This is a genomic window from Nitratireductor sp. PBL-C9 (genome assembly GCF_050877045.1).
GTDB lineage: Bacteria > Pseudomonadota > Alphaproteobacteria > Rhizobiales > Rhizobiaceae > Nitratireductor > Nitratireductor aquimarinus.
The window spans coordinates 41819-54457 of the sequence record NZ_JBPAXW010000005.1; the positions used below are offsets into that span (position 1 = coordinate 41819).

9 protein-coding genes are annotated in these 12639 nt (G+C 61.3%); 4 read left to right on the forward strand and 5 right to left on the reverse strand.

The genetic code is table 11. The annotated features are described in order from the left end of the window. Positions 1–6: 6 nt before the first annotated feature. From sufC to ACRTG1_RS12015, 3 genes are all read right to left on the reverse strand, one after another. Positions 7–762 (reverse strand): Fe-S cluster assembly ATPase SufC, encoded by a 756-nt coding sequence (sufC, locus tag ACRTG1_RS12005; protein WP_090326477.1) that lies wholly within the window; start codon positions 760–762, stop codon positions 7–9. A 27-nt stretch (positions 763–789) separates the two neighbouring features. Next, on the reverse strand, positions 790–2313 hold the full coding sequence (sufB, locus tag ACRTG1_RS12010; protein ID WP_432516349.1) for a Fe-S cluster assembly protein SufB: 1524 nt from the start codon (positions 2311–2313) through the stop codon (positions 790–792). A 183-nt stretch (positions 2314–2496) separates the two neighbouring features. Then, on the reverse strand, positions 2497–3660 hold the full coding sequence (locus ACRTG1_RS12015; RefSeq protein ID WP_432516350.1) for a cysteine desulfurase family protein: 1164 nt from the start codon (positions 3658–3660) through the stop codon (positions 2497–2499). A 260-nt stretch (positions 3661–3920) separates the two neighbouring features. Between ACRTG1_RS12015 and ACRTG1_RS12020 the strand changes: the two genes are divergently transcribed. Together ACRTG1_RS12020 and tyrS are read left to right on the forward strand one after the other, a co-directional pair. Continuing rightward, complete coding sequence (locus ACRTG1_RS12020; RefSeq protein WP_113155319.1) at positions 3921–4595, forward strand: alpha/beta hydrolase; 675 nt, start codon at positions 3921–3923, stop codon at positions 4593–4595. Between the two features lie 66 nt (positions 4596–4661). Then, a complete protein-coding gene (gene tyrS / locus ACRTG1_RS12025) occupies positions 4662–5915 on the forward strand; it encodes a tyrosine--tRNA ligase (protein WP_206546261.1) in 1254 nt (417 codons plus the stop codon). Between the two features lie 77 nt (positions 5916–5992). Here tyrS and ACRTG1_RS12030 read toward each other — a convergent pair whose 3' ends face one another. Further along, complete coding sequence (locus ACRTG1_RS12030) at positions 5993–9271, reverse strand: DUF3971 domain-containing protein (protein WP_432516351.1); 3279 nt, start codon at positions 9269–9271, stop codon at positions 5993–5995. Positions 9272–9465: 194 nt separating this feature from the next. Between ACRTG1_RS12030 and ACRTG1_RS12035 the strand changes: the two genes are divergently transcribed. Continuing rightward, positions 9466–9945, forward strand: a complete 480-nt coding sequence (locus tag ACRTG1_RS12035; protein ID WP_113155322.1) for a peroxiredoxin — start codon at positions 9466–9468, stop codon at positions 9943–9945. A 179-nt stretch (positions 9946–10124) separates the two neighbouring features. Then, complete coding sequence (locus ACRTG1_RS12040) at positions 10125–11426, forward strand: peptidoglycan DD-metalloendopeptidase family protein (protein WP_432516399.1); 1302 nt, start codon at positions 10125–10127, stop codon at positions 11424–11426. Positions 11427–11492: 66 nt separating this feature from the next. On the opposite strand, the gene prfB is transcribed toward ACRTG1_RS12040, so the two are convergent. After that, positions 11493–12624 (reverse strand): peptide chain release factor 2 gene (gene prfB / locus ACRTG1_RS12045; protein WP_113155324.1). Its coding sequence is split into 2 segments (ribosomal slippage): positions 11493–12554 and positions 12556–12624, totalling 1131 coding nucleotides; the frame shifts between segments, so codons are not numbered across the junction. Between the last annotated feature and the right edge of the window lie 15 nt (positions 12625–12639).

The following is a 12639-nucleotide window of genomic DNA, read 5'->3' on the forward strand; positions in this document are numbered from 1 at the left end:
GTCACCTCAAGCGGCTGCGTCGATGACGCCGGCGTAACCGTTCTTCTCCAGCTCAAGCGCCAGATCCTTGTCGCCAGACTTGATGACCTGGCCGCGGTAGAGAACGTGAACCGTGTCGGGAACGATATAGTCGAGAAGACGCTGGTAGTGGGTGATCACCAGCACGGCGCGATCCGGCGAACGCAGGGCGTTCACGCCATCGGCAACGATCTTCAGAGCATCGATGTCCAGGCCGGAATCGGTCTCGTCCAGAACGCAGAGTTTCGGCTCCAGAAGCTTCATCTGCAGGATTTCGGCCCGCTTCTTCTCACCGCCGGAGAAACCGACATTGAGCGGACGCTTGAGCATGTCCATGCTCATCTCCAGCTCGTCGGCTGCGGTGCGAACGCGCTTCAGCATCTCGGGGATCTTCAGCTCTTCCTCACCGCGCGCCTTGCGCTGCGCGTTGATGGCGGTCTTGAGGAACTCCATCGTGGCAACGCCCGGAATTTCGAGCGGGTACTGGAAAGCGAGGAAGATACCGGCGGCGGCGCGCTCGGCCGGATCCATCTCCAGAATGGACTCGCCATTGTAGAGGATCTCGCCCTCGGTCACCTCATAGTCGTCACGACCGGCGAGGATGTAGGACAGCGTGGACTTGCCGGAGCCATTCGGCCCCATGATCGCGGCCACTTCGCCGGCCTTAACGGTCAGGTTGAGGCCACGGATGATCTCGGTGCCATCCTCGGCGATGCGGGCGTGCAGGTTTTTGATCTCAAGCATGATTTTTTCCAAACAAATGCGCCGGCCTCAGCCGACCGAACCTTCAAGCGAAATACCGATGAGCTTCTGCGCCTCGACGGCGAACTCCATCGGCAGTTCCTGGATGACGTCCTTGACGAAGCCGTTGACGATGAGCGCGATGGCCTCTTCCTCGGGAATGCCGCGCTGCATGACGTAGAACAGCTGATCCTCGGAAATCTTCGACGTGGTCGCCTCGTGCTCGAACTGCGCCGTGGCGTTCTTCGCTTCGATGTAGGGCACCGTGTGCGCGCCGCAGTCATTGCCGATCAGCAGGCTGTCACACTGGGTGAAGTTACGGGCGTTGGCCGCCTTGCGATGCGCCGAAACCTGTCCGCGATAGGTGTTCTGCGACTTGCCGGCGGAGATTCCCTTGGAGATGATGCGGCTCGACGTGTTCTTGCCCAGATGCAGCATCTTGGTGCCGGAATCGATCTGCTGATGGCCGTTGGAAACGGCAATCGAGTAGAACTCGCCGCGGCTGTTGTCGCCACGCAGGATGCAGGACGGGTACTTCCAGGTGATCGCCGAACCGGTCTCGACCTGGGTCCAGGAGATCTTGGAGTTGTTGCCCCGGCAATCGCCGCGCTTGGTGACGAAGTTGTAGATACCGCCCTTGCCCTCGGAATCGCCCGGATACCAGTTCTGGACCGTGGAGTATTTGATCTCCGCATCGTCCAGCGCAATCAGCTCGACCACAGCGGCGTGCAGCTGGTTCTCGTCGCGCTGCGGCGCGGTGCAGCCTTCCAGATAGGACACATAGGCGCCCTCTTCCGCGATGATCAGCGTGCGCTCGAACTGGCCGGTGTTGCGCTCGTTGATGCGGAAATAGGTCGATAATTCCATCGGGCAGCGCACGCCCTTCGGCACATAGACGAAGGAGCCATCGGTGAAGACGGCGGAGTTCAGCGCAGCATAATAATTGTCCGACACCGGCACGACCGATCCCAGATATTTCTGGATCAGCTCGGGATGCTCGCGGATCGCCTCGGAGATCGAGCAGAAGATCACGCCGGCCTTGGCGAGTTCTTCCTTGAACGTGGTCACGACCGACACGGAATCGAACACCGCATCAACAGCAACGCGACCGGAGCTGTAGACATTGTCGCTCGGGTTTCCGTCCAGCTCACTCGGCTCGCCCTGCTTGCGAACGCCGGCAAGAATTTCCTGCTCCCTCAAGGGGATACCGAGCTTTTCGTAGGTCTTGAGCAATTCCGGATCGACTTCGTCCAGCGACTTCGGGCCGGTCTGGTTCTTCGGCGCTGCGTAATAGTGCAGATCCTGAAAGTCGATCTTGGGATAGCTGACGCGCGCCCAGCTCGGCTCTTCCATGGCCTGCCAGCGCTTGTAGGCGTTCAGCCGCCACTCCGTCATCCATTCCGGCTCTTCCTTCTTGGCCGAAATGAAGCGGATGATGTCTTCGTTGAGGCCCTTGGGGGCCAGCTCGCTCTCGATGAGCGTCTCGAAACCATATTTGTACTGGTCCACATCGATCATGCGGACCTGATCAATCGTCTCCTGCACGGCAGGCATATGCGTTCTCCATCCATGCCGGGGTCAAGACCCGGCCGTCTTCAAAATTGAGCACACCGTGATTGCCTTGCGGCAACCCTCATGTAGTGCATCGGAGCAGATGTTTCATCCGGTCACATATTAAATATGTGTCTTTTTCTCCATTTTAATCTGCATCAGTTCCATTTTTCTCACAGCGCCGCCTCAGGCGGCCTCGGAAGCCCCCTTGCGCCGCCGGGCGATATTGGCCAGCGCCGCATCAAAAAGCGCCAGTTCATCCTCGCCCGTCGCGTGCCCGATGGAAACGCGCAGCGCACTGGCCTGATCACCAAGCCCCATGGCTTCAAGCACGTGGCTTGGTCCCACACGCCCAGAAGAACAGGCGGATCCCGCAGACAGGGCCACACCGCCAAGGTCGAAGCCGATCTGCGCAGTCTCGGCCTTGGTGCCGGGGATCGAGAAGAAGCTGGTGTTGGCAACGCGCGGCGCGCCCCGGCCATGGATGACGGCATCGGGTACATGCGCCAGAATGGCAGCCTCGAAACGGTCACGCATGGCGGCAAGCGCATTGATGCCAGACAGTTTGCCGAGCGCCTCTGACGCCGCTGCACCAAAGCCTGCAATCGCGGCCAGATTCTCCGTGCCGCCGCGATGTCCCTTCTCCTGCCCGCCGCCATTGATCAGCGGTTCAGGCATCATCAGGTCAGCGCTGCCGACGATGGCGCCTGCGCCCTTCGGGCCGCCGATCTTGTGCGAGGAAAGAATAAGATAGTCTGCGTATCCCGCTGAAATATCGAGCGAAATCCGACCGGCCGCCTGCACCGCGTCGATGACGACCACCGCGCCTGCCGCCTTTGCGATACGGCCGATATCTTCAAGCGGCTGAATGATCCCGGTTTCATTGTTGACCGCGTGCACGGCGACCAGCGGAAGCCCTTCGCCGCGATCATGGGCGGCGAGCTTCGCCTCAAGATCGATCAGATCGACCGAGCCGTCAGGACGAACGGCTATCATATTGATGGCGCTGGCGGAAAAGCGCCCGCCCTTCAGAATGCAGGGGTGATCGGCGGCACTCACGTAGAGCGCAGAGAAGGTCAGCGGCGCACGCCCCATCGTCCAGCGTGGAGAGAGAAGCGTTGCCGCAGCCTCGGTCGCACCGGAAGTGAACACCACATGGGCGGGCTCTCCGCCGACGAGTGCGGCAACCTGTCGGCGCGCCGTCTCGAGAACACGCTTGGCGGCACGCCCTTCGCTGTGAACGGAAGAGGGATTCGCAGGCATGGCCAGTGCGTCAAGCATGGCCGTGCGCGCGCACTCAAGGAGAGGCGCACTGGCGTTGTAATCAAGATAAGCACGGGCTGCCGACATTGATTTTCCGCTTTTCTCCGCGAATCCGACGTCTGCTTTACGCCTTCTTGGCCAAACTTGGCCTCAATGGCGTAATTTCCTTGAATTTTTAGGGCGAGCCGTCCTATCTACCCGGCTTGCCGACATGATGGACGCGTTGCGTCTGTCATTTTTGAATAATTCTAAACTAGCTTCTATGGAGGCGTCGGCGTCGCGTCAAGGGTAAGGAACATAGTTCCTTGTGCAACCCGAAGCGCTGCGACGCCCAATGTGGAGTACTCATGCCTGAGGTCATTTTCGCCGGACCGGCCGGACGCCTGGAAGGACGCTATCAGCCGTCCAAGGAAAAGAACGCTCCGATCGCGCTCATCCTGCACCCGCACCCACAGTTCGGCGGCACGATGAACAACAAGATCGTCTACGATCTTTTCTACATGTTCCAGAGCCGCGGCTTCACCACGCTTCGCTTCAACTTCCGCGGCATCGGCCGCAGCCAGGGCGCATTCGACCACGGCACCGGCGAATTGTCGGATGCAGCGGCGGCGCTCGACTGGGTGCAGACGCTCCATCCCGATTCGAAGAACTGCTGGATCGCCGGCTACTCGTTCGGTGCATGGATCGGCATGCAGCTTCTCATGCGCCGTCCCGAGATCGAGGGCTTCATGTCCATCTCGCCGCAGCCGAACCTCTACGACTTCTCGTTCCTCGCCCCCTGCCCGTCTTCGGGCCTGATCATCCATGGCGATGCCGACAGGGTCGCGCCGCCGGCAGACGTTCAGGGTCTCGTTGACAAACTCCAGTCGCAGAAGGGTATTACGATCACCCAGAAGACGATGCCCGGCGTCAATCACTTCTATACCGACCAGATCGACAACCTGATCGGTGAATGCTCGGATTATCTCGACCGCCGCCTGCGCGGCGAGCTGTCCGAGCCCCGCCCCAAACGCCTCAAGTAAACTGTCCGACGGACAGGCGCTGCCCCGGCAGCGCCCTCCGTCAAACATCAAAGAGCCTGAAAGATCATGACCGCCTTCAAATCCGACTTCCTGCGCACGCTGAGCGAACGCGGGTTCATTCACCAGACCTCCGACAATGCGGGTCTCGATGAACTCTTCCGGAACGAGACGGTCACGGCATATATCGGCTTTGACCCGACCGCGCCGAGCCTGCACGCCGGCGGTCTGATCCAGATCATGATGCTGCACTGGATGCAGAAGACCGGCCATCGCCCGGTCGCCCTGATGGGCGGCGGCACCGGCATGATCGGCGACCCGTCCTTCAAGGACGAGGCGCGCAAGCTGATGACACCGGAAACGATTGCCGACAACATTGCCGGCATCAAGAAGGTGTTCTCCAACTACCTGACCTTCGGCGACGGCCCTCAGGATGCACTGATGGTCAACAATGCCGACTGGCTTCTGGGCATCAATTACCTCGAATTCCTGCGCGATGTGGGCCGCCATTTCTCGGTCAACCGCATGCTGTCGTTCGATTCGGTGAAGACGCGCCTCGACCGCGAGCAGTCGCTGTCCTTCCTGGAATTCAACTACATGATCCTCCAGGCCTACGATTACGTTGAGCTGAACAGACGGATTGGCTGCCGCCTGCAGATGGGCGGTTCCGACCAGTGGGGCAACATCGTCAACGGCATCGATCTCGGCCACCGCATGGGCACGCCGCAGCTCTACGCCCTCACCTCGCCGCTTCTGACCACCTCGTCGGGCGCGAAGATGGGCAAGAGCGCCGACGGCGCTGTCTGGCTCAACCCGGACATGCTTGGCGCATACGATTTCTGGCAGTACTGGCGCAACACCGAGGACGCCGACGTCGAGCGCTTCCTCAAGCTCTACACGACGATGCCGCTCGATGAGATCGCCCGCCTTGCAGCACTTCAGGGAGCAGAGCTCAACGAGGCGAAGAAGATCCTCGCCACCGAGGTAACGGCAATGCTGCATGGCCGCGAAGCGGCGGAAGAGGCCGCGGAGACGGCGCGCAAGACTTTCGAGGAAGGCGCACTGGCGCAGACGCTCCCGACGGTCGAAGTCGAGCGCTCTGCGCTTGAGGAAGGTGTCGGTGTTCTGGCGCTCTTCGTGACCGCAGGCCTTGCCGCCTCCAATGGTGAAGCGCGCCGGCATGTGAAGGGTGGCGCAGTGCGCCTCAACGACCAGCCCGTCAGCGATGACCGGCAGGCCGTAACCCTAGACAACCTCACCGAGGAAGGCGTGGTGAAGCTCTCGCTCGGCAAGAAGAAGCACGTGCTTCTGCGCCCGGTCTGAGCCTCGCAACAATCGTATTTAAGAAATGAGCGTGCGTCCAACCGGGCGCACGCTTTTTCTTTATGGGCGGCTGCCCGCTATCGATACTCGAAGATTTGCCGGAAGATGCCCGGCGCAATGGCCGAGATGGGGTTCACCTCCATCTGCGGATCCTTCAGCTTGCCGTAGAGACGATATGTGATGCCGATCAGGCCGCGATCACGGCCATTGCCGAGAATGGCGCCGAACAGCGGGATCTCGCCAAAAATGCGGTTGAGCCCGTAAAGCGGCATGAAGGTGCCGGTGATCGCGATGTTGTCATTGGCGTCGAACAGCGTGCCCTGAAACGTGGTGCCGATCAGCGGACCGCGCAGAACGCCGTCGCTCAGCGCCAGACTGCCCGGTCCCTTGATGATGTTGGCAAAGCCACGCTCGAAGCTGACACGTGCGGCATCGACCTTGTCGCCATTGCCGCTATTGTCCGTTGCGGCGACCAGAGACCCCAGACGCGGCTCGTTGACGATGAAGAAGTTCTCGGCCGTCACGCTGCCCTGGAAGCGGCCACCGCCAGCTTCCGTCAGGGCCAGCACCATGCGCCCGCCTTCCATGTGTTCGTAGAAATCCACGAAACGCATGACCGCACCGGCATCGGAGGAATTGGCGCGAATGCCGCCTGCGTCGCGCGACAGGGAAACGCTTCCGCCAGATGCGGTGACGCCCTTTAAATCGAGCCTGCCGGTCTCACCGGCCCCCGCCTTGTAGTCAAGCGACACATCGCGCATCACTTCGCCGCCGAAACCGGACACGCGGCCGAGACGGGCGTCGAGTGTGATGCCCGCGTCTGCGCCGTCATCATCGCCACCTGACGCGCCCTGCCGCGCACCCAGATAGTATTTCACCATGGCGCGGCCATCGACCGACGCGCCGCGCACCGACACCCTGTAGGCGGAACCTGAACGGTCGATGGAGACGGAGAAATCGTCATCGCGGTTCAGCCGCGCCTTGTCGAAGCGGGCCGATGCGAGCCGACCGCCCGCAATGGTGATGCGCCCGGTTGCGGAAAAGGTCTTTCCGGAAAGCCTGAAATCGGTGAGTTCCATGGAGGATGATTTCTCATCCAGAATGAAGGAAGCGGTGGCTGGAATGCCCGCCCCCTTGCTCCAGTTGATCCAGGGCAGCGTCAGGCGCGCCTTGTCCAGATTGACCTTGAGCGCCTTGCGTCCATCCTCAAGCTCGTCATAATCGACCGTCATCGGACCGGAGAGAATGCCATCAAGGCCCGGCACGATCTTTCGCCGCGCCGCATCGTCAAGCGTCAGTTCGATCCTGCGCGAGCGCGCCTGATCGGATTCGCCAAAGGGCTCCACCAGTTCGAGCCGCGCCGGCACGCCGTTGAGTGTGGCGGTGGCCGAAATATCTGCCCGCCCCGGCTCGACCATGAGCACGCCGTCCGCGTTGGCAACCATCTGCCCGTTGAAGGGTTTGGAGATCGAGAGGTCGGAGTATTCAAGCGTCGCCCGCCAGCCAAGCTGGTCGCGCGGAATGCCATCGCTCAGGGGAATGTCGGCTGTCACATGACCGGTGACGTCGCCGGTCACGTCCTTGGGCGTCAGATCGATGCGTTCTGACACGTCGATGGGCTCGTAGGAGGCCAGTTCGACGACGGCGGGCGCCTTGCCGGCAACATCAATGGCGAGCTTGCCGATGCGCGGCTTCACATGCGCGTTGCGAACGGACAGCGTGCCATTGCTGGCCGCAACCTGCCGTCCGCTTGGCATGAAGACGGTGCCCGCCTCGATGGCAATATCGATGTCGGAGCCCTTGAAGGCGATGCTGCCGGCGGCGTCCCGCACCGGCGGAATGCGTCCTGCAATATCGAAACGGGCATCAGCGACGGAGAATGCGCCGTTCACTTCCTCATCGTTCAGCGGCTGGCCATTGCCGAACCGGCCGGGCGGAACGCGCAAACGCAGATTGCCTTCCACCACATGCCCGCCAAACAGGTTTTCAAGCACCCATTCCCGTGCGCCCGAGGCCGCAAACCACGGCCAGAACTGCTTGACCTCATTGGTCGGCATGCCGCTCGTATAGACGGCAAGCGAAAGCCCGGGCGTCTTGCCGGCTTCCAGCGTTACAGCAGCGCTTGCGGTGATGACGCCGGATGTCGTTGCGATACGGATCGTATCGCCGACGATGCGGCCGCTGCCGGTGTCGATGCGTCCGGAAACACCCGCCACGAAGGGAACGGCAGCCTGCGGTGAATCGAGCGGAGCGATGGTCGATTTCGGACTGACCAGATCGAAGCCATAAAGCGCGCTGTCGGCCTCCTCGTTCTCAAGAGGAACGATCCTGCCGGTGAAGTTGAAGACCGAACGGCCGACAACGAGGTTTGCCTGATTGATGACGATCATGCCGGCTTCACGGCCAATCTCGGCGCGGATACGGCCCGTTGCGGTCAGAATGCCATCTTCGCCAAGATCAAACGGCGCTTCCTGCAGCGCCACCTCGAACTGCAGCCTGCCTTTTCCGACCTCCTGCTCGCCGCCCTTGAGCGATAGCCTTGTGGCGGCAAGAAGCGCATCGGCTCCCTTCAGTTCTCCGGCAACGGACCGCGCCGCCTCCAGAAGCGTTGGGTCGGGGGAATCGATTTCCACCTCGAGCGACTTGATCGGTCCATCGGCAAGCGGGCGAAGCGCCGATCCGACAAGCTCCACCTCCCGCTCACCCAGCGCCGCATTGGCCCTGAATTCCAGCTTTCCCGAAGGTGCGAGCGCGGCATTGACGTCGAGGGCTACGGCGCGGCCCGTCTCGTCATCCAGAACAATCTCGACATCACGCATGCGCAGATAGCGCGTTCCGGTACGCTCGGAGATCGCATAGACCCGCCGCAGGCCCGCAAACACGCTCTCTTCCAGAACGGACGGATCAATGGGCTTTTGCCAGCGGGCAACCGCTGCAACCTCGTCGGACTTCGCGGAAAGTGCTGACAGATGCACCCGCGCGCCGGAAAGCTCGACGCTTCCCACTTCCACTTTCCCGCTCAGAAGCGGGAGCAGACGGAATCCGATACGCAAAACGTCCGCATCGACCATTCTGTGGCCAGTCTCGGCCTTGCTCAGATGCGCATCGCGGATTTCCAGAGCAACCAGACTGCGATCACTCAGAACCAGCCCGAGCTCCCCCATGTCGGTCTGGATTTCGTAACCGGCGGCGGAGGTCAGCGCCCTTTGGGCAGCGGCGCGGAGGCGATCCTGCCCGATGGAGCCGGTGCCAACGAACTGAAGCAGAAGGCCGGCCAGCACAAGAAGCGCGATCAGGGAGACCAGAACAATGAGAATGCGCCGGCACCACAGCCAGAACAGGGAGCGCCGCAGCACGCCACGAGCCCTGCCCTCAGTAGAAGGGTAGGTCTCCAAAGCCGCTATCTCGCCCCGTCTGAACCTGATTTTCCTGTGAGAAGCGCCTTCCTGATCCACAACCGTTCCCGTCGACACACCGCAGCCATGGACGAATCCATCGACATCATTATATCTCTCCCTTTCATCGCCTATCCACAAACAGGGGAAAGAAAATGACAGAACCCGTCAAAGGAAGCGAAGCACCGGATTTTGTGCTGCCAGCCGATGGCGGCAGCGAGGTCAGATTGTCCGACTTTCGCGGCAAGACGGTTGTGCTCTTCTTTTACCCCAAGGACAACACCAGCGGCTGCACGGTCGAGGCCATCGACTTCACCGCACTGAAGCCCGAATTCGACGTGGTCGACACGGTCGTGCTGGGCATGTCTCCCGACAGCCCCAAGAGCCATGACAAGTTCAAGACCAAGCACGGCCTTACCGTCGGCCTTGTTTCCGATCAGGAAAAAGAAACGCTGCAGGCCTATGGCGTGTGGGTCGAGAAGAGCATGTATGGCCGCAAATATATGGGTGTGGAACGCTCCACCTTCCTGATCGATCCGGAAGGCCGCATTGCGGAAGTGTGGCGCAAGGTGAAGGTGCCCGGTCACGCACAGGCCGTTCTCGAGGCCGCCAAGAAGCTCAGGCAGGCCGCCTAGAGCAGTTCCGGTCAGGCAGGATCGCCTGACGCGCATACAGGCGGGAATGATAAAATATAGCGGAGCAGCACACCTGCCCCGCTTTCTTTAACGCCACACCTGATCGGGAAAAGCTTTATTAACCCTAATCAAGTGTAATCAAAATCGAACAAAGCTCACCTGCAACGAAGTTCGATTTTCTGATGCGTTCACAGCAATCTGCGGTTTTCGGCAAGCGAAAAGAGCCCCACACGATCATCATCGCGCGGGGTGAAAAGATACGACATTTCACCGTACGGCCATGGATGGCCGCATCAGTTGGCTCAGCGATCGCTGCGATCGGAATCGGCTACATTCTTGCAACGTCCTATCTGGTTATGCGCGACGATCTGATCGGCGCGACGGTGGCCCGGCAGGCCCGCATCCAGCAGGCCTATGAAGACCGTATCTCGTCGCTGCGCGCCCAGCTCGACCGCGTGACCAGCCGTCAATTGCTCGACCAGCAGTTCATGCAGGAAAAGGTGGGCGAACTTCTTGCCCGGCAGGATCAGCTGACCAAGCGCCAGAGCCGCCTGGAACCGGTTCTAAACCGCGCCGGCACGGAACTCCTGCCCAAAAAGGGGCCGGTTCCCGCCCCGCGCCCACAGATCAAGGCCGACACCGAGCCGCTTCTCGATCCGACACGGACCGGCAGCATCGCCGTTGCAGCACTGGCTCCCACGAAAGCCGATACCGTTCCCTGGCCGCTTCGTTCGCAGACGCAATCGGACGACCGACCGCTTTCTGCCGCAGACAAGGCGGATTTTCTTTTCGTGAAGCTCAACCGCGCGCTCGCATCAATCGAGACGGAGCAGATCGACCGCGTCAGGACGCTGGCCGACAACGCCTATCAGAGCGCCGAGGTCATCGCGGACGCACTTGATGATGTCGGGGTCCGCGTTTCGGAAGACGAGCGCGAACAGCATGTCGGCGGCCCGCTTCTGACATCGGCCAGTGCGCTCGCCTTCGAAGACCAGGTACGCGACTTGGACGATGCGCTGTCTCGCCTCAACGACATCAAGGGCAAGGCGCGCGCGCTGCCGCTGGCCAATCCGGTTCCCGGTGCGCAGATCACCAGCCGCTTCGGCTCGCGCCGCGACCCGTTTCTGGGTCGCAGGGCGCATCACTCCGGCATGGACTTTCGCGCCCGGACGGGAGCGCCCATCCATTCGGCCGGCGTCGGCACCGTCATCAAGTCCGGCTGGAACGGTGGTTACGGACGCATGGTCGAAATCGACCATGGCAACGGACTGACCACACGCTACGCGCATATGAGCAAGCTTCTGGTCAAGAAGGGCGAGAAGGTCGAGCCGGGAACGCTGATCGGCAAGGTCGGCTCCAGTGGTCGCTCCACCGGCCCTCACCTGCACTATGAAGTGCGCAAGGGTGGTACGGCCATCAATCCCTCGCAGTTCATCACGGCTGGTCGAAAGGTCGCCGCGTTTCTCAAGGACGGCTCCTGAGATGCAAAACGGGCGAGCCTGAGGCCCGCCCGCTGTTCTACTCTTCACGCCGACGCATGAGCCGGTTCAGGCGAGGTCTTCGACCTCGGCCCCTTCCCCGCCATGCACGCGCTGCGACAGTGCGGCTTCCATGAACGCATCAAGCTTGCCGTCGAGCACGTCCTGCGGGCTGGTGCTTTCCACGCCTGTGCGCAGGTCCTTCACCAGCTGATAGGGCTGCATGACGTAGGAGCGGATCTGGTGTCCCCAACCGATGTCGGTCTTGGACGCCTCGGTGGCGCTGGCCGCATCTTCCCGCTTCTTCAGCTCGTCCTCGTAAATGCGCGCGCGCAGCATGTCCCACGCGGTTGCGCGGTTCTTGTGCTGGGAGCGTTCCTTCTGACACTGCACGACAATGCCGGTCGGAATGTGCGTGATGCGAACGGCCGAGTCGGTCGTGTTGACGTGCTGTCCGCCCGCGCCGGAAGCGCGATAGGTATCCACGCGCACGTCCGAATCGGGAATGTCGATCTCGATCGTGTCGTCGATGACCGGATAGACCCAGGCGCTGGCAAAGGATGTGTGCCGGCGCGCAGCGCTGTCGAAAGGCGAAATGCGAACCAGACGGTGCACGCCCGATTCGGTCTTCAGCCAGCCATAGGCGTTGCGCCCCTTGATCAGAAGGGTTGCCGACTTGATGCCTGCCTCTTCGCCGTCATGGACTTCCATGACATCGACCTTCATGCCGCGACGTTCGGCCCAGCGCGTGTACATGCGCAGCAGGATCTGTGCCCAGTCCTGACTCTCGGTGCCGCCGGCGCCTGCATGGATTTCGAGATAGGTGTCGTTGCCATCGGCCTCGCCGGAGAGCAGCGTCTCCACCTGGCGCGCGGCAATCTCGTCCTTGAGCACTTTGAGCGCGCTCTCGGCTTCCGTCACCACGTCAGCGTCGCCCTCTTCCTCACCAAGCTCGATGAGGCCGATATTGTCCTCAAGCGCCTGGGTCAGATCACGGACCCCGCTGATATTGTCTTCCAGCATCTGACGTTCACGCATCAGCTTCTGCGCCTCCTGCGGATCGTTCCACAGATCGGCCTCTTCAGCGCGCGAATTCAGGTATTCCAGCCTCTTTACTGCCTCATCCCAGTCAAAGATGCCTCCTCAGCAGGCTTATGGCCTGCTTGATTTCGTCGACAAGATTTTCGGTTTCCGCACGCATTGCAGATCAACACCT